General features: G+C 62.7%; 19 protein-coding genes. 10 read left to right on the top strand and 9 right to left on the bottom strand.

Annotated features, from left to right (window positions below):
• Positions 1 to 23: 23 nt before the first annotated feature.
• The 3 genes from NKJ73_RS13235 (at position 24) to NKJ73_RS13225 (ending at position 2,840) form a co-directional block, all read left to right on the top strand.
• A complete protein-coding gene (locus NKJ73_RS13235; RefSeq protein ID WP_023677660.1) occupies positions 24 to 197 on the top strand; it encodes a hypothetical protein in 174 nt (57 codons plus the stop codon).
• A 94-nt stretch (positions 198 to 291) separates the two neighbouring features.
• Complete coding sequence (locus NKJ73_RS13230) at positions 292 to 2,373, top strand: ATP-dependent helicase (RefSeq protein WP_352569709.1); 2,082 nt, start codon at positions 292 to 294, stop codon at positions 2,371 to 2,373.
• A gap of 164 nt (positions 2,374 to 2,537) precedes the next feature.
• Positions 2,538 to 2,840, top strand: coding sequence for a DUF982 domain-containing protein (locus NKJ73_RS13225; RefSeq protein WP_023677662.1), 303 nt, complete (start codon positions 2,538 to 2,540; stop codon positions 2,838 to 2,840).
• A 60-nt stretch (positions 2,841 to 2,900) separates the two neighbouring features.
• Here the strand turns inward: NKJ73_RS13225 and NKJ73_RS13220 are convergent, their stop codons facing one another.
• Entirely contained in the window at positions 2,901 to 3,200 is a 300-nt protein-coding gene (locus tag NKJ73_RS13220) for a hypothetical protein (protein ID WP_352569708.1), read from the bottom strand.
• A gap of 13 nt (positions 3,201 to 3,213) precedes the next feature.
• On the bottom strand, positions 3,214 to 3,726 hold the full coding sequence (locus NKJ73_RS13215; RefSeq protein ID WP_352569707.1) for a DinB family protein: 513 nt from the start codon (positions 3,724 to 3,726) through the stop codon (positions 3,214 to 3,216).
• Positions 3,727 to 3,799: 73 nt separating this feature from the next.
• On the opposite strand from NKJ73_RS13215, the gene NKJ73_RS13210 reads away from it, so the two are divergent.
• From NKJ73_RS13210 to NKJ73_RS13190, 5 genes are all read left to right on the top strand, one after another.
• On the top strand, positions 3,800 to 4,510 hold the full coding sequence (locus tag NKJ73_RS13210; protein ID WP_352569706.1) for a glutathione S-transferase family protein: 711 nt from the start codon (positions 3,800 to 3,802) through the stop codon (positions 4,508 to 4,510).
• A gap of 313 nt (positions 4,511 to 4,823) precedes the next feature.
• Positions 4,824 to 5,459, top strand: coding sequence for a 5,6-dimethylbenzimidazole synthase (bluB, locus tag NKJ73_RS13205; protein ID WP_352569705.1), 636 nt, complete (start codon positions 4,824 to 4,826; stop codon positions 5,457 to 5,459).
• Positions 5,460 to 5,615: 156 nt separating this feature from the next.
• Complete coding sequence (locus NKJ73_RS13200) at positions 5,616 to 5,912, top strand: DUF1905 domain-containing protein (protein WP_352569704.1); 297 nt, start codon at positions 5,616 to 5,618, stop codon at positions 5,910 to 5,912.
• 243 nt (positions 5,913 to 6,155) lie between these two features.
• Entirely contained in the window at positions 6,156 to 6,578 is a 423-nt protein-coding gene (gene ndk, locus NKJ73_RS13195) for a nucleoside-diphosphate kinase (protein WP_023719783.1), read from the top strand.
• 257 nt (positions 6,579 to 6,835) lie between these two features.
• Positions 6,836 to 7,444 (top strand): class I SAM-dependent methyltransferase, encoded by a 609-nt coding sequence (locus NKJ73_RS13190; protein WP_352569702.1) that lies wholly within the window; start codon positions 6,836 to 6,838, stop codon positions 7,442 to 7,444.
• A gap of 75 nt (positions 7,445 to 7,519) precedes the next feature.
• On the opposite strand, the gene NKJ73_RS13185 is transcribed toward NKJ73_RS13190, so the two are convergent.
• The 5 genes from NKJ73_RS13185 to pgsA form a co-directional block, all read right to left on the bottom strand.
• The gene (locus tag NKJ73_RS13185; RefSeq protein ID WP_254820285.1) at positions 7,520 to 7,789 is read right to left on the bottom strand and encodes a hypothetical protein; all 270 of its coding nucleotides are present in this window, start codon (positions 7,787 to 7,789) and stop codon (positions 7,520 to 7,522) included.
• A gap of 194 nt (positions 7,790 to 7,983) precedes the next feature.
• The gene (locus NKJ73_RS13180; RefSeq protein WP_352569701.1) at positions 7,984 to 8,739 is read right to left on the bottom strand and encodes a YbaY family lipoprotein; all 756 of its coding nucleotides are present in this window, start codon (positions 8,737 to 8,739) and stop codon (positions 7,984 to 7,986) included.
• An 84-nt stretch (positions 8,740 to 8,823) separates the two neighbouring features.
• Positions 8,824 to 9,303 carry a molybdenum cofactor biosynthesis protein MoaE gene (locus NKJ73_RS13175; RefSeq protein ID WP_352569700.1) on the bottom strand — a complete coding sequence of 160 codons (480 nt, stop codon included), beginning with the start codon at positions 9,301 to 9,303 and terminating at the stop codon, positions 8,824 to 8,826.
• Positions 9,304 to 9,306: 3 nt separating this feature from the next.
• Positions 9,307 to 9,564, bottom strand: a complete 258-nt coding sequence (moaD, locus tag NKJ73_RS13170; protein WP_023677674.1) for a molybdopterin converting factor subunit 1 — start codon at positions 9,562 to 9,564, stop codon at positions 9,307 to 9,309.
• 1 nt (position 9,565) lies between these two features.
• Positions 9,566 to 10,162, bottom strand: coding sequence for a CDP-diacylglycerol--glycerol-3-phosphate 3-phosphatidyltransferase (gene pgsA, locus NKJ73_RS13165; protein WP_352481786.1), 597 nt, complete (start codon positions 10,160 to 10,162; stop codon positions 9,566 to 9,568).
• 685 nt (positions 10,163 to 10,847) lie between these two features.
• On the opposite strand from pgsA, the gene NKJ73_RS13160 reads away from it, so the two are divergent.
• Together NKJ73_RS13160 and NKJ73_RS13155 are read left to right on the top strand one after the other, a co-directional pair.
• Positions 10,848 to 11,765: a hypothetical protein gene (locus tag NKJ73_RS13160; RefSeq protein ID WP_352569699.1), complete on the top strand. Its 918-nt coding sequence runs from the start codon at positions 10,848 to 10,850 to the stop codon at positions 11,763 to 11,765.
• A 413-nt stretch (positions 11,766 to 12,178) separates the two neighbouring features.
• Positions 12,179 to 12,310, top strand: coding sequence for a hypothetical protein (locus tag NKJ73_RS13155; protein WP_023719794.1), 132 nt, complete (start codon positions 12,179 to 12,181; stop codon positions 12,308 to 12,310).
• 195 nt (positions 12,311 to 12,505) lie between these two features.
• On the opposite strand, the gene uvrC is transcribed toward NKJ73_RS13155, so the two are convergent.
• Both uvrC and NKJ73_RS13145 read right to left on the bottom strand, forming a co-directional pair.
• Positions 12,506 to 14,584, bottom strand: a complete 2,079-nt coding sequence (gene uvrC / locus NKJ73_RS13150; protein WP_502905373.1) for an excinuclease ABC subunit UvrC — start codon at positions 14,582 to 14,584, stop codon at positions 12,506 to 12,508.
• Positions 14,581 to 15,357: an SDR family oxidoreductase gene (locus NKJ73_RS13145; RefSeq protein WP_352569697.1), complete on the bottom strand. Its 777-nt coding sequence runs from the start codon at positions 15,355 to 15,357 to the stop codon at positions 14,581 to 14,583. The genes uvrC and NKJ73_RS13145 overlap by 4 nt, the downstream gene beginning before the upstream one ends.
• Between the last annotated feature and the right edge of the window lie 7 nt (positions 15,358 to 15,364).

Raw genomic sequence — 15,364 nt, 5'->3', positions numbered from 1 at the left:
CTCCACAATCAATGGAGGAAGGCATGATCCGTCTGCTCATCGCCGGGGCAATCGTCTATGTTGCCTATCGCGTCGCCAAGAAAGTGATCGACGAGGTGCCCGACGATTTTGATCCGCTGCTGTTGCCACCGCCGCAGGACGATCGCGAGGCGCTGCGGCGGCAATCGGCAAGGATGGGCGTCGAGCCCGAGCGTTAGTCGACAGGCCTGCCCGCAAGGCTTCTTCGCTCACGGGCCCTATTCCGGCTCCGCAAACCGTTGCGAACAAAGCAGAAACGATGCTTGATGGGCGATGAACCTCGCCGCCCGTGATTCGTCCTTCCAGCCGGCCTATCTGGCGAAGCTCAACGCCGAGCAGCGGCTTGCCGTCGAACATGGCGACGGCAAGATCGCCGGACCGTTGCTGGTCATTGCCGGCGCCGGCTCCGGCAAGACCAACACGCTGGCGCACCGGGTCGCGCATCTGATCGTCAGGGGTGCCGACCCGCGCCGCATCCTTTTGATGACATTTTCGCGCCGTGCCGCAGCGGAAATGGCCAAGCGGGTCGAGCGCATCGCCGGCGAGGTGCTGGGGCGCGATGCCTCGGTGATTACCGATGCGCTGAGCTGGGCCGGCACGTTCCACGGCATCGGCGCCAGGCTGCTGCGCGATTATGCGCTGGAGATCGGTCTCGATCCGGCCTTCACCATCCACGATCGCGAGGATTCCGCCGACCTGATGAACCTCGCCCGCCACGAGCTTGGGTTTTCGAAGACCGAAGCCCGCTTCCCGACCAAGGGCACCTGCCTTGCGATCTATTCGCGCGCGGTCAACGCACAGGCGCCGCTCGGCGAGGTGCTGGGTTCGGTGTTCCCGTGGTGCGCCGGCTGGGCCGAACAGCTGAAGCAATTGTTCGCGCGATATGTCGAGGCCAAGCAGGGGCAGAACGTGCTCGATTACGACGACCTGCTGCTCTACTGGGCGCAGATGGCCGGCGAGCCGGAAATCGCCGCGCATCTGGGTGCACGTTTCGACCATGTGCTGGTCGACGAGTACCAGGACACCAACCGGCTGCAGGCATCGATCCTGACGGCGCTCAAGCCCGACGGATCGGGGCTGACGGTGGTCGGCGACGACGCGCAGTCGATCTATTCGTTCCGCGCCGCGGAAGTGCGCAATATCCTGGATTTTCCCAAGCAGTTCGCGCAGCCGGCGGAGGTCGTCATGCTGGAGCGCAACTACCGCTCGACCGAGACCATCCTGGCGGCCGCCAATGCGGTGATCGGCGAAGCTTCGGAACGTTTCACCAAAAATCTCTGGACCGAGCGCAAATCAGCGGAAAAGCCGAAGCTGGTGAGCGTGCGCGACGAGACCGAGCAGGCGAGCTATGTCTGCCAGGCGATACTCACCGAACGCGAGGCCGGCACCGTTCTCAAAGCGCAGGCCGTGCTGTTTCGCGCTTCGCACCATAGCGGCCCGCTGGAGATCGAACTGACACGCCGCAACATCCCCTTCGTCAAGTTCGGCGGGCTGAAATTCCTCGATGCCGCCCACGTCAAGGACGTGCTGGCCGTGCTGCGCTTTGCCGAAAACCCGCGCGACCGCGTCGCCGGATTTCGCGTGCTGCAACTTCTGCCCGGCATCGGCCCCTCGGCCGCCAATGCGATCGTCGAGACCATGGCGACGTCGCTCGACGAGACGATGGGGCTTGCCCGCTACCGGCCGCCGCAGCGGGCCGCCGACGACTGGCCGGGCTTTGTCGCGCTCTATTGCGGCCTGCGCGCCGGCGCAAAAAAATGGCCGGCCGACATCGAGCAGGTCAGGCTCTGGTACGAGCCGCATCTGGAACGCATCCACGAGGATGCGACGACGCGCCGGGCCGACCTCCTGCAGCTCGAGCAGATCGCTTCCGGCTATGGCTCGCGCGAGCGCTTCCTCACCGAGCTGACGCTCGATCCGCCGGACGCGACCAGCGACGAAGCCGGCCCGCCGCACCGCGACGAGGATTATCTGATCCTGTCGACGATCCATTCGGCCAAGGGCCAGGAGTGGAAGAACGTCTTCGTGCTCAACACCGTCGACGGCTGCATCCCGATCGATCTCGGCGTCGGCAGCAAGGAGGACGTCGACGAGGAGCGGCGGCTGCTCTACGTGGCGATGACGCGGGCCAAGGACAGCCTGCACCTGGTCATGCCGCATCGCTTTTTCGTCCACGGCCAGGCGGCGCGCGGCGACCGCCATGTCTATGCCTCGCGCACGCGCTTCATCCCGCGCTCTATCCTCGGCGCCTTCGAGCAGGTGGCATGGGCCAGCGTCCAGGCCAGAGACGATCCGCGCCGCCAGCCGCAGGTGCGTGTCGACCTCGGCGCCCGCATGCGCGGCATGTGGAAATAGGCACCCGCCTCGACGTCGGCGCTGCTCGCCCGGCGACCGCTCCCGGAGCCGGCGAAAAAACAATCCCGGCAACATGGAACCTCGCGCCGTGATCCGCGTTTCTGCCCGACCCCCAGACCGGAGAACGGCGTCCGCCGTGACCTCCGCCCATTCGAGAGGCCAGAATGCACGACAGGACGTTTTCCACCCCGGTCGCCCTAACTGTTGGCGCCGGCTACAAGCGTACGATCGCTTCGTTCTCCGAGATGCACGAATTCCTGACCGAGTTCCCGCCTTCGCGCCGCCGGCTGAGCTATGGCGCCGCGGTAAAGGCCTGCGAGGCGGCACGTGCCGGCGATATCTCGGCCGAAGCGGCACGCGACGCCCTGATCACCTTCGCCGTGACGGCAGGTATCCTCTGGCCGGCCGCCCAGCCGGCAGTCTCGGTCAAGCCGGTCGCCCGGGGCCTCGGCGGCTACGCCGCCTGACAAGACTCTTCGTCATCATGGCCGGCCGGATTCCGGTCACCAGTGCTGGCCCGGCGGATCCTAAATCAGCTGCCTTCTGATACTCATCCGGGTCACCGCAGTCACAAGAATGGCGCCGATCATGAAATAGATGGTCGCGACGATGTCGCCCTGGTGGAAATAATAACCGGAGTTGAGAAGCGCCAAGACCACGGCGAAGAACGCCACAAGGCGCAAGGGTTCATCGGGCATGCGTGCCAATTCTCGCTGTTGCTGCTGAATGCTGCTGAAGCGGCCGCCCTCACGACCATCCGCTCCATAAAATGTTTCGGCGCGTTTTGCAATCTCGGCAGATCGTCCTCTATCCACGGTCCGCTTCACCAGCCGCCCAGGTTCAGGCGAAGGCCCTGCCCTCCTCGCTGCGCTGGAACATCGTCAGGTCCAGTCCGAGGCTTGGCTTGCCCAGAATGGTCAGGATCGCATGCGCCTGGCCGCGGTGGTGGGTCTGGTGGTTGAAGAAGTGGTCGAGCGCCGGCGCCAGCCGCTGCGAGACGGTGCGCATATCCGAGACGGTCATGTAGGAGAAGCGGCCCGACAGCGCCTTGTCGCTCAGGCCGTCGACCCAGTCGATGATCCGTTTGTCCTCGGCCTCGCGCGCCAGCCGCAAGCCTGGCAAGGCGCGGTGCAGGATCGTGTCGAGCCTTGCCGGCGCGTCGCCCTCGCCGGTGAAGCGTTTCATCCAGATACGGTCGGCTGCCAGGAGGTGGTTGAGCGTTCCCATCATCGAACCGAAGAAGACGCCGATATTGCGGTCGAACTCTTCCTCGACGAGATCGGCAGCGGCATCGTAGATGCGGCCGTTGGCCCATTGATTGTAGGCCGCAAACATCCTGAAATGCTGTTTCATTTTCTCTCGACCTGCGAGACCCCCTGCGCGGGTCCGTTTCGGCCATAGTTAGACTGCAAGGACGCTGCCGCCAATGACCATTCTGCTCTACGACCTTGTCGGACGCGACGCCGCCCGCCCGTTCAGCCCGCATTGCTGGAAGGCGGCGATGGCGGTGGCCCACAAAGGGCTCGACATCGCCAGCGTGCCGACCCGTTTCCTTGAAGTGCCGAAGGTGGAAGGCGGCGTCTCGAAGCTCGTTCCGGTGATCCGCGACGGCGAGACGGTGGTCGCCGATTCCTTCGCCATCGCGCTCTATCTCGAGGAGACCTATCCCGAGCGGCCGACATTGTTTTCCGGCGACGGCGGCAAGGCGACGGCGCGCTTCATCGAACGCTGGTCGCAGCTGACCATCCATCCCTACGTCACCACCGCTGCGATACTGGACCTGCACGCCATGCAGGACGAGGCGAACGCCGCCTATTTCCGGCAGAACCGCGAGCAGCGCTTCGGCAAGCCCCTGGAGGCGGTTTACGCCACCCGCGACGCCGGGCTCGCCAGCTTCCGCGCCTCGCTGGAGCCGCTGCGCTCGATGCTTGGCTATCAGCCCTTCATCGGAGGCCGGTCGCCGCTATTTGCCGACTACATCGTTTTCGGCGCGCTGCAATGGGCGCGCATCGCCACGCCCTACCGGCTGCTCGACGACACCGATGTCGTGGCGCAATGGTTCGAACGATGCCTCGATCTGCATGGCGGCCTCGGCCGCACGGTTGCGGCCGCAGCGATCTCCCGCCTTGAGAGTTGAAATCGGCAGTTTTCATCGGCGGCGGCACATTTTGTTCTTGCTTTGTGCCGGCAGCTATGCTACTAATCTCGATATGGTGATGATTCGCACCGACGCCCCGCCCGGCCTGCCGAGGCGGGTTTTGTTTTGCCGATCGAGGTCCACGGCGTTGCCGGCAGGGACATCGTCCGGCCTTAGCTGAAAGTTGCCAGCCGGCGAAATGCGACAATGCGGGTAGACGAAGTGTCGCTCGAAGCGCCTCATCAGCGCCTGGATCGAAGCAAACAACACAAACATCCGGCGAACCGGGCAATCACAACAAAGGCAGCGCGCCATGACCGCAAACCCAGAGTTCCCGGCCGATTTTCGCGCTGCGCTCGCCAACCTTTTCCTGTGGCGGCGCGACGTCAGGCGGTTCAAGCCGACGCCGCTCCCCGATGAAGCGCTGGAGCGGCTGCTCGAGCTTGCCAGCGCCGCACCGTCCGTCGGGCTGAGCCAGCCCTGGCGCTTCGTCGTCGCCGAGAGCGAGGCATGCCGCGCCGCCGTCAGGGCCTGCTTCGAGCGCTGCAACGCGGAGGCACTCCAAACCTTTTGCGGTGAACGCGCCGCCCTGTATTCGCGCCTGAAGCTTGCCGGCCTGAATGAGGCGCCCTGCCAGCTTGCGGTTTTCGCCGACCGCGCAACCGAGCAAGGGCATGGGCTCGGCCGCCTGACCATGCCAGCCACCATAGACTATTCGGCTGTCATGGCGGTCCACACGATGTGGCTGGCGGCGCGCGCCGAAGGAATAGGCATGGGCTGGGTCTCGATCCTCGATCCGGCCGAGATGGCGACGATCCTGGACGTGCCGCCGGAGTGGACACTGATCGGTTACTTCTGCATCGGCTACCCCAGCGAGAACCACAGCGTGCCGGAACTGGAGCGGGAAGGCTGGGAAACGCGGCGGCCGTCTATCGTGACAAGGCGGTAGTGGAATGGCGGCGCTGCCAACCTCTTTGCGGGGAAGAATGACTCCTTCCCAGCAGGGCTGTGGATGTCATGGATGGTTTCGCCGATCGTCAGCATTGCCAGCAAGACACCATGGCAAAGCCAGTCGTGACGGCCTTGACCTGAGGAAGGGCATAGAATGTTTCGCTACGACATGCAGGCCGAGATCTGGGTCTATCCGGGCAAGGGCGGCTGGCATTTCGTGACGCTGCCGCCGGAGCTTGGAGCCCGGATCAAGACGGCGATGGTGGGGATGGCAAGGCCCTGGGGCTCGCTTGGCGTGGAAGCCGTCGTCGGCCAGACCAGATGGCGAACATCGCTGTTTCCCGACAAGAAATCCAGCAGCCTGCTCTTGCCGATCAAGACGGCGGTGCGGGTCCGCGAAGGCCTCGGGGCTGGCGACACGGCCAACCTGACGATCGAGATGCAGTTATGACGACGTTGGGTCAGGCTGACGACGACGCGCTATAGGGCGGCCAGTCGGTCGGATCCAAAGTGGGTACCGGTTGTCGGAAAATCCGATGCTCAACAAAAGATGAGCGGCGGCATGGTTCGACTTGAAAGTCCGCCGCCCCAGCGCAGAAATGCGCGCTGCGCCGGCCTCCCCTTGGCAAGGCGGCGGGCGGCTTGTATAGAGCCCGCCACCCTCAATTCCACTCTCCATCACAAGGACGATCCCATGGCGCTCGAACGCACCTTTTCCATGATCAAGCCGGACGCGACCCGTCGCAATCTCACCGGCGCTATCACCAAGATACTGGAAGATGCCGGCCTGCGCGTCGTCGCTTCGCGCCGGGTGTGGATGAGCCGCCGCGAGGCGGAAGGTTTCTATGCCGTCCACAAGGAGCGTCCGTTCTTCGGCGAGCTGGTCGAATCCATGTCGTCGGGCCCGACCATCGTGCAGGTACTGGAAGGCGAGAACGCCATTGCCAAGAACCGCGAAGTGATGGGCGCCACCAATCCAGCAAGCGCCGCCGAAGGCACCATCCGCAAGCTGCACGCGCTGTCGATCGGCGAGAATTCCGTGCATGGTTCCGATGCGCCGGAAACCGCCGCGCAGGAGATCAAATACTGGTTCTCGGACACCGAGATCGTCGGCTGAGCCGGCATCCCGAACCCCATCAAAGAGGCCGGCGCAACGCCGGCCTTTTTTGCTAAAGCGCGTCGCGTTCGACCGGCCTCATGCGACGCGCTTTAGTTTCTTGTCTTGATGCATGTCGTTATCGCAAAACCGCTGCACACTTTTGCGCGACATGCAGTAGCGGACATTTTCAGCTTCAGGCTCCTCGACGGGTCACGGGTGCGTTAAGCTCGGAGGGGCGGATCAAACGCGGTCCCGACAATGGAGCCGACCAGGCCATGACCAGCACCATTCCCGGCTTCTTCCAGGGCACCGAAATGCCGACCGGCGGCTGGTGGGAAGCGCTGTGGCCCGAGCCTGCCAGCGTCCTGGCGGCAGTCGGCATGAAGCCCGGCACGGACGTGGTCGATCTCTGCTGCGGCGACGGCTGGTTCACGCTGCCAATTGCCAGGGTCGCCCGTCATGTGATCGCTATCGACATCGATGCCAATCTGCTCGAAGTCGCCAGGCGGCGGCTGGCCGAAGGAGGCGCGGGCAATTGCGAGTTTTTGGCGGGCGACGCCTATGACCTTGCCAGGCTGGTGCCTCAAACCGTCGACTTCGTCTTTATCGCCAACGCTTTCCACGGCGTTCCGGATCGGCCGCGGCTTGCCCGCGCCGTGCGCGCGACGCTTGGCCCTGCCGGTCGTTTTGCCATCGTCAACTGGCACCAGTATCCGCGCGAGCAGACCACGGTCCTGGGCGAGCCGCGCGGGCCAAAGACCGAGCTGAGGCTGTCACCCGAACAGACCACCGCGTCGGTGGAAGCGAGCGGGTTCAAGCTCGCCGAGCTGGTTGATGTGCCGCCCTATCACTATGGCGCGGTATTCAAACTCGCGACGAATTGAGAAATATCGCATGAGATGCGGCATCGTCGCCCGATACATGTCGCCCGCCGCCCCCTAGCGGCGGGTTCTGTCAGTCTATTTCGCCTGGCGTTCCTTCACGTTCGCATGTTCGTTCGCCGCTTCCGTGTCGGTGGACGGGGTCTTGGTCTCTTCACCTGAAAACGGGCTGCCCTGCCCCGGTGCGAGATCGCCGCTATGGCCGGCCTTGTTGGTCTGGAACGGTTGGCTGTCCGCTTTGAGACCGTGGTCAAGAGCATTGACGAGATGGTCGTCCGCCTTGGCAAGGCCGGTAAAGGCAAGGAGCGATGCACCGGTGGCGGCAAGGATAAGCGTGTGCGTTTTCATGTCTGGACTCCTTTGAGTTAAGGCCAGAACGAGCCGCAGCCATTCTGGCGGCTTCAACGAAGGGACAAACGTCCCTTTTGCCTTACCCGCCATTTTATGTGGAACTAACGCGCCCTCTGCCCGGCCTATTCCCGCTGAAACACAATGTGATCGGCATGCAGCTGCCGCAGAGAGTAATCGGCTTGGGTGATGCGCTAGCTCGCGGCGTTGAAGCGCAGAATGTCGCGGCCGCCGCTGTCAATGATGACAAGCTTGCCGGCGTCGACGTGGTAGGATGCCGCTTTGGCCAGCGCCTCGAACAGCGCCTTTTCCTCGGCCATGACCTGAGGCGCGCAGGCCTTGAAGGTCGAGCCGATGTCGCTGATGGCGATCATCGAGCCGTCTACCTTGGCAGTGGCGAAATAGACGTTGCAAGGGCCGCTGCCGCCGGCCTTGCCGGCTTCGCTGATCCGGAATGTCGCCCGCGGCTCGGCAATCACGCCGACACCGTCGATATATTCGACCAGCCAGCTTTGGCCGAACACCGGCGCATCGCTCGGCGCCGCCATTTTCAGCATGATGGTCTGTGGCGCGTCGCTGAGCGGGTCGACCTGGTGGCGCGCATCTGTGACGAACAGCAGCCGGTCGTCGACAGTGATGCGCGCCTGCAGCGCGTAGGTCATATCAGGCCGGATCACCTGCGGATCGAAGCTGATCTCGAACTTGATCGGCACCTGGCCGGCCGGCACCACCTTGCGCTCACCGATGATTGCGGCCGGCGCGTCGGCCAGCGACACGTCGGCAAGCTGCACGGAAAGCACGGCATTGGGCGGCAGCGCGATGCGCTCGCGATACATCACCTCGCCCTTGAGGGTCTTTTCGGCAGCCGCGGAATGATCCGGAATGGCCAGGATGCCGACGGCCACCGGCACCAGTCCGAAGATGAAGAACTCGGCAATCCTGTCCAGCATGATCCTGCTCCCCTTCCGGCCAAGGTCTCGCAGGATTGCGGTCAATGAATGGCTGGCCGGGTATGGGATGGCTGTCGCAGGGATTTATTTGGACGGCGGCTGCTTCCAGCGGCCCGCCGCCTTGTCGTCGGCCTCCTTGGCATCGACCCAGCCGCCCTCGGAACCGTCGCTATGGTGTTCCTTTTTCCAGAACGGCGCGCGTGATTTCAAATAGTCCATCAGGAAATTCGCGGCCTCGAACGCCGCCTGCCGGTGGGCGGAAGCCGCCACCACCAGCACGATGTTTTCGCCGGGCGCGATCTTGCCGTGGCGATGGATGACGGTGAGCCCCTGCAGCGGCCAGCGCTCGATTGCGTCGCCGGCGATGCGGGATATCTCGGCTTCCGCCATGCCGGGATAATGTTCGAGCTCGAGCGCCGAGAGCCTGCCTTGCTCGTCGCGGCAGAGGCCGGAGAAGGTCACCACAGCGCCGATGTCGTTGCGACCCCTGGTCAGCCTGGCGATCTCGGCGGCGACGTCGAAATCCTCCGCCTGGATGCGCACGACCGGCACCACCGCGGACATGGTTCAGCCACCGGTCATCGGCGGGAACAGCGCGATCTCGCGCGCGCCGGCAATCTTCTCGCGGTGCTCGACATGTTCCTGGTTGATGGCGACGCGGATCACGTCAGGATATTGCAACGCGTTCTCGTACTCCTCGCCGCGCGATTTCAGCCAGCGCAACAGGTCGGCGACCGTTTCGATGCCGGCCGGCAGTTCGACCTCTTCCTCCGGTCTGCCGATCCGCTCGCGCACCCAGGCGAAATAGATGAGCTTCGTCGACATTTTATTCATCCATGATGTGCTTGAGGCCGGCGCGGAAATAGTCGTAGCCGGTGTAGAGCGTCACCAGGGCTGCGATCCACAGCAGCACCAGCCCGGTCTGGGTGGTCAGCGGGAAGATCTTGTCGCCGGCGGGACCTGCCAGCAGGAACGCGATGGCGATCATCTGGATGGTGGTCTTCCATTTGGCGAGCTGCGTCACCGGCACCGAGACCTTCAAGGCCGCCAGATATTCGCGCAGGCCCGAGACCAGGATCTCGCGGCACAGGATGATGATCGCCGCCCACAGCGACCAGCCGGCGATGCCGGCATGGCGATCGGTGTCGGCGGCGAGCAGCAGCAGGCAAGTGGCGACGAGCAGCTTGTCGGCGATCGGGTCGAGCATCTTGCCGATGTTGGAGGTCTGCTGCCAGGCGCGCGCCAGATAGCCGTCGAAGTAATCGGTGATCGAGGCGAGCAGGAAAATGATGAGCGCCGACCAGCGCGCGAAGTCGCTCGATTTCAGATGCCCTTCCAGGAAGAAGCACAGCACCACCAGCGGCACCGCCAGGATGCGGGCGTAAGTGAGCATGTTGGGCAAGTTGAACGCGCGCTGAGCCATGTTTTGGGAACTCTTTCTGCCTGCTTAGTCAAATCAGAAGCGAATGTGGGGGGTCAACAGGCCAGAATCGATTAGCCAGCCGAAATGTCGGCAATACGTCTTAGCTCTCGTGAAATAATTATTCGGGACAAATCGCGCAACGTTGCAACCACATGCTCCGATGTCGCGAATCGCCTGTCCCCGCAGCGAACCGCGTAATGCAGGACGCAACCCCCTAAAACATGGGGACAGGAAGACGCTTCTCAACGTACCCTGCGGCAATCAACCGCTCAACATGTAGCATTTTGCGGGCCTCAAGCTTGCACGATCGCGAGCAATACCATCTCACCAGGCGACGTTCAAACGTAAACCCGGTTCGGCACCTTTAGCGTTGATGGCCACGCGCGATACGGAACGGCGCTATGTCGGTTCGGCAAACTTCGCCCTGACCAAGGCTATGCGCGAACGCCTTTGGCAACGTGTTCAAGCCGGCAAAGGCACACCACCAAAGGGCGCCGACAAGAACGAGGCCGAATGGATCAAGCCGGACCCTCGGCCGGGTCAAAACCCTCAAACGCGAAGACAAGCTACTCCATGCGACCTTGCGAGCTATCCGCGAGGAATAGTGGTTCCAGTACCAATGATGGCGCATGAAGATTGACAGGAGAGCCTCCAACAACGACTGATGTCCTGTTGGGGGAGCGAGATGAAACGTTTTGATTTGCTGGGGCTTGCTGTTCTTGTCGCAACCGTAGCGGCAGTAAGTTATTTCACGACCGGGTCTATCGCCGGCGGGTTTGCCTATGTCGCCGGCGAGGCAGTCGGTATCTTTCTGATGCTTAGCCTAGTTTACTACGCCCTCATAAAGTCCGCGCGCACTAATTTCCGCCACGATATTCTCTTTTTGATGACTGCTGCAGTTCTGGTTCTATCAAACCAAGCAAGGATAAGCGGCTATATCGACGTAAAGCGCTTCCAACGCGACATTCAGGCGGGGGGCGCGGAGAACTTTGAGAAGGCGTTAAGCACATCGCAGACTGTGATAGGGTCTGTAGGTCGCGACAGCCGAGAGGTAACTGACCAGACGAACAATAGTGTTGGACAACTTTTCACTCAATTTGATGACCACACCCTTGATGGGTTTCTAGAAACTGCGAAGGTCACGGACCGCAGTGTACTATTGGCCTCGTATCAAGCGGCCAACGCCAAGCTGGTACAAGTCCGGCTTGTTATGCCCGCGGTCGATGCATTGCTGGCCGACGAGCGCACGAAAATTGTCGTTATAGCAAGCCGTTTGCCTGAAGGGTCACGAGATCCATTTCTTGGAGGGTTGTCCCAAGAACGTGCCGCAGAGCGCAATTTCGTGGAGCGTAGGGCTACGAATTACCAGCGCATGTTTGAGATCGCCGCGTCAGCGACAAAGCTTCTCTTGGATATGGGAGAGATTTCCATAAATGAGAGTGGCCAAATCCTATTTCCTGACCAGAATGCCCTTAAAAACTACAACGACCTCGTGGACGCTCTCCGACAGGTTGCGCTAGAGGATGAAAAAATCACCGTTGAAGCAGCCGCGTACGACAAAGCGCGCCTAGCCAGTGGCTGGAAGAAGATGATCGGCAACTAATCGCCGGTCACCTAGTCGCGCGTCAACCGATCGACAGTCTCAATGATCGCCTTCTACCCTGTGGCAAATGTTGCAGGGATAAAGCGCCAATGTCCCTCAATCCGAATGCTACGAACCCGGGTGCCGCATGGGACGGAATCATTTCGCGAACAAATGAACGGCGTACGCGAGGGCGCGCGGTCATCTCGGTATGGTGTAAGTAACGCAGATGTGATCGCCCCGTTTCGCGTAAGTTCGTTCCACTCTATGCACGTTGGTTCCACTCTATTCCTGTTCGTGCCACTTGTTCCCCAAACGTCTCGGGTATCACGGCATTTTGCCCGTTGACATCGCGCCGCCTGCCTGCGTCTATCTTAGCAGTTCCTTTTAGAACTTTTCTCAATGGCGAGATCTGTCTTGAAAGGAACGCTCCTATGATAGTTACTCTCGACCTCGGGCAGGTGCTCACCCTGACCGCGAGCCTATTTGGCGTCGTCGCCGGTCTGATCGCGATTGCTCGCTTCATCAAATGGTGGTGGCACAAACCCCAGGAACCGGGCGAATGATCGCGACCGCATACCGATCACCTACCCCCTGCCCTGACACACAGCGCGGTGTGACGGGTTTGGCGACCTCGACGCACTATGATCACCCCCGATATGAAACGCGCGCTGACCGCCCCTACAAAACGAATATGCCAGAAATATCCGGTAGTTATGGCAGATATGAAAGCATCCGGCGATCAATGCGCCAAGGCATTTTCATTTCTCGTGAAAATGATTGTAGACCAATTTCGCCACCTGCTCGGAAATGCCGTCGACCTTGACCAGGTCCTCGACGGCGGCGCGGCTGACCGCCTTGGCCGTGCCGAAATGCATCAGCAGCGCGCGCTTGCGGCCGGGTCCGATGCCGCTGATCTCGTCGAGCGGGCTCTTGACCATCTCCTTCTTGCGGCGGGCGCGGTGCGAACCGATCGCGAAGCGATGGACCTCGTCGCGCAGCCGCTGGACGAAATAGAGCACCGGATCGCGAACGGGCAGCGAGAATGGGGCCCTGCCCTTGACGAAGAAGCGTTCGCGGCCGGCATCGCGGTCCTGACCCTTGGCGATGCCGATGGCCACGACCCGGTCCTCGATGCCGAGATCGGCCAGGATCTTGCGCACCGCCGTCATCTGGCCCTGGCCGCCGTCGATGAGGATGACGTCGGGCCAGGCGGGGAAGCCGCCCGTGTCCTCGATATCGTCGCCCGGTTCGGTAGGACTCGCCTCGCCCGCGCCCTCGGTTTGCGGGGCGTCGCCATGTTCCTTCAACAGCCGCGAAAAGCGCCGCTGCATCACCTCGCGCATCATGCCGAAATCGTCGCCCGGCGTGATCTCGGTCGAGCGGATGTTGAACTTTCGATACTGGTTCTTCACAAAACCTTCCGGCCCGGCGACGACCATGGCGCCGACGGCGTTGGTGCCCATGATGTGCGAGTTGTCATAGACCTCGATGCGCACCGGCGGTTTTTCCAGGCCGAAGGTCTCGGCAAAGCCAGTGAGCAGCCGCGCCTGGGTCGAGGTTTCGGCGAGCCGCCGGCCGAGCGCCTCGCGCGCGTTCTGCAGCGCGTTGTCGGTCAGGTCCTTCTTCTCGCCGCGCTGCGGCACGGAGATCGACACCTTGCGGCCGGCGCGGGTGGAGAGGGCCTCCGCCAGCAATTCCTGGTCCTCGACGCCATGCGACAACAGGATGGTGCGCGGCGTCGGCTTGTCGTCGTAGAACTGCGCCAGGAACGATCCCAGCACCTCGCCGGCTTCGAGCGCCGGATCGGCCTTGGGAAAATAGGCGCGGTTGCCCCAGTTCTGGCCGGTGCGGAAGAAGAACACCTGGATGCAGACCTGGCCGCCCTCCTGATGGATGGCGAAGACATCTGCCTCGTCGACGGTCTGCGGATTGATGCCTTGATGGCTCTGCACATGCGACAGCGCCGCCAGCCGATCGCGATATATGGCGGCGCGTTCGAAATCGAGGTTCTCCGAAGCCTGCTGCATGGCGGCGGAGATCTCCGTCTTCACCTTCTGGCTGCGGCCGGAGAGAAAATCCTTCGCCTCGGCGACAAGCCTTGCATAGTCGCCGTGCGAGATTTCGCCGGTGCACGGGCCGGCGCAGCGCTTGATCTGGAACAAAAGGCAAGGCCGGGTGCGGTTCTCGTAGAAGGAGTCGGTGCAGCTCCTGAGCAGGAAGGCGCGCTGCAGCGAGTTGATGGTACGGCCAACTGCGCCGGCCGAGGCGAAGGGGCCGAAATAGTCGCCCTTGCGCGAGCGCGCGCCGCGGTGCTTGTAAATACCGGGCGAGACATGGTCGCCGGTCAACAGGATATAGGGGAACGACTTGTCGTCGCGCATCAGCACGTTGAAGCGTGGCCGCAAGCGCTTGATGAGGTTGGCTTCAAGCAGCAGCGCTTCGATCTCGGTGCGGGTGACGACGAACTCCATGGTCGATGTCTCGCGCACCATGCGGCCGATACGGCTGGTGTGGAACCGGCCTTGCGCGTAGCTGGTGACCCGCTTCTTCAGGCTGCGTGCCTTGCCGACATAGAGCACGTCGCCGGCGGCATTCATCATGCGGTAGACGCCGGGCGCATTGGGCAGCCGCTTTACCAGCGTCTGGATCACCTCGGCGCCGACCATGCCGTCGGCGTCGCCGGCATGCGGGGTCCAGTCGATGGCGGTGAAGGTAACGTCCGGACCGCTGGCTGCACGCTCGACGACCTCCTCGGCCGCCTCGTCCTCGAGGTCGATTTCGGGCGGCAGGTCGTCGGCGCCACCGCGCGTTTTTTGTTTCTGGTCCATGGGGCTCATTCCGTCATGCCTGTCACATCGGGCGTCTGCCATGCAAGATGCTGGCCGCCGTCAAGCGCGATCATCTGGCCGGTGACCGAGCGTGCCGCCCAGAGATAACGGATAGTGGCACCGAATTCCGGCAATTCCGGGCCGCGTTTCAGGATCAGCCCGGCAATCTGGGCATCGAAATCGCTGTCGTGCTGGCGCGTGTTCTTCAAGGTCGGGCCAGGACCAATGGCGTTGACACGGATGCGGGGACCCAGCGCCTGCGCCATCATCTCGGTCGCCGCCCACAAGGTCGACTTCGACAGCGCATAGGAGAAATAACGCGGCGTCGGTCGCCAGACGCGCTGATCGATCATGTTGACGATCAGCCCCTCACTGTTCTGCGGCAAGGCCCGGGCGAAAGTCTGTGCCAACAGCGCCGGCGCCTTGACATGCATGGCGAAATGGCGATCCCAGGCCGGCCAGTCGAAATCCTCAACGCTGTCGTGCTCGAACAGCGAGGCGTTGTTGACCAGCAGCGACACCGGCCCGAGTGCCGCCGCAGCGCGGCCGACAAGGTTGCTGACCGCGTCCATGTCGGTCAGGTCGGCAGCAACCACTGCGGCCCGGCCATGTCGACCAAAATGACCACTGGTGATCTGGGCCGCCAGTTCCTCCGCCTCGGCCAGCGAGCGATTGCAATGAATGGCGACGGCAAAACCATGCGCGGCAAGATCTTCGACGATCGCCCTGCCGATCCGCTTCGCCCCGCCCGTCACCAGTGCCGTCGCGGCGACCTTGCTCATCTGTCAA

Origin of the sequence: Mesorhizobium sp. M0074 (assembly GCF_040322975.1) — a bacterium.
Taxonomy (GTDB): Bacteria; Pseudomonadota; Alphaproteobacteria; order Rhizobiales; family Rhizobiaceae; genus Mesorhizobium.
This window is presented reverse-complemented; position numbering and strand designations above follow the sequence as displayed.

Excerpts from the sequence above, each read along its gene's own strand:
- NKJ73_RS13200 (WP_352569704.1), top strand. The coding sequence starts at position 5,616 with ATGTTTCGCTACGACATGCAGGCCGAGATCTGGGTCTATCCGGGCAAG.
- NKJ73_RS13215 (WP_352569707.1), bottom strand. The coding sequence starts at position 3,726 with ATGAAACAGCATTTCAGGATGTTTGCGGCCTACAATCAATGGGCCAAC.
- NKJ73_RS13145 (WP_352569697.1), bottom strand. The coding sequence starts at position 15,357 with ATGAGCAAGGTCGCCGCGACGGCACTGGTGACGGGCGGGGCGAAGCGG.
- NKJ73_RS13175 (WP_352569700.1), bottom strand. The coding sequence starts at position 9,303 with ATGTCCGCGGTGGTGCCGGTCGTGCGCATCCAGGCGGAGGATTTCGAC.
- pgsA (WP_352481786.1), bottom strand. The coding sequence starts at position 10,162 with ATGGCTCAGCGCGCGTTCAACTTGCCCAACATGCTCACTTACGCCCGC.
- NKJ73_RS13160 (WP_352569699.1), top strand. The coding sequence starts at position 10,848 with ATGAAACGTTTTGATTTGCTGGGGCTTGCTGTTCTTGTCGCAACCGTA.
- NKJ73_RS13155 (WP_023719794.1), top strand. The coding sequence starts at position 12,179 with ATGATAGTTACTCTCGACCTCGGGCAGGTGCTCACCCTGACCGCGAGC.
- ndk (WP_023719783.1), top strand. The coding sequence starts at position 6,156 with ATGGCGCTCGAACGCACCTTTTCCATGATCAAGCCGGACGCGACCCGT.
- NKJ73_RS13235 (WP_023677660.1), top strand. The coding sequence starts at position 24 with ATGATCCGTCTGCTCATCGCCGGGGCAATCGTCTATGTTGCCTATCGC.
- NKJ73_RS13185 (WP_254820285.1), bottom strand. The coding sequence starts at position 7,789 with ATGAAAACGCACACGCTTATCCTTGCCGCCACCGGTGCATCGCTCCTT.
- NKJ73_RS13210 (WP_352569706.1), top strand. The coding sequence starts at position 3,800 with ATGACCATTCTGCTCTACGACCTTGTCGGACGCGACGCCGCCCGCCCG.
- NKJ73_RS13230 (WP_352569709.1), top strand. The coding sequence starts at position 292 with ATGAACCTCGCCGCCCGTGATTCGTCCTTCCAGCCGGCCTATCTGGCG.
- uvrC (WP_502905373.1), bottom strand. The coding sequence starts at position 14,584 with ATGAGCCCCATGGACCAGAAACAAAAAACGCGCGGTGGCGCCGACGAC.
- NKJ73_RS13225 (WP_023677662.1), top strand. The coding sequence starts at position 2,538 with ATGCACGACAGGACGTTTTCCACCCCGGTCGCCCTAACTGTTGGCGCC.
- bluB (WP_352569705.1), top strand. The coding sequence starts at position 4,824 with ATGACCGCAAACCCAGAGTTCCCGGCCGATTTTCGCGCTGCGCTCGCC.
- NKJ73_RS13180 (WP_352569701.1), bottom strand. The coding sequence starts at position 8,739 with ATGCTGGACAGGATTGCCGAGTTCTTCATCTTCGGACTGGTGCCGGTG.
- moaD (WP_023677674.1), bottom strand. The coding sequence starts at position 9,564 with ATGTCGACGAAGCTCATCTATTTCGCCTGGGTGCGCGAGCGGATCGGC.
- NKJ73_RS13190 (WP_352569702.1), top strand. The coding sequence starts at position 6,836 with ATGACCAGCACCATTCCCGGCTTCTTCCAGGGCACCGAAATGCCGACC.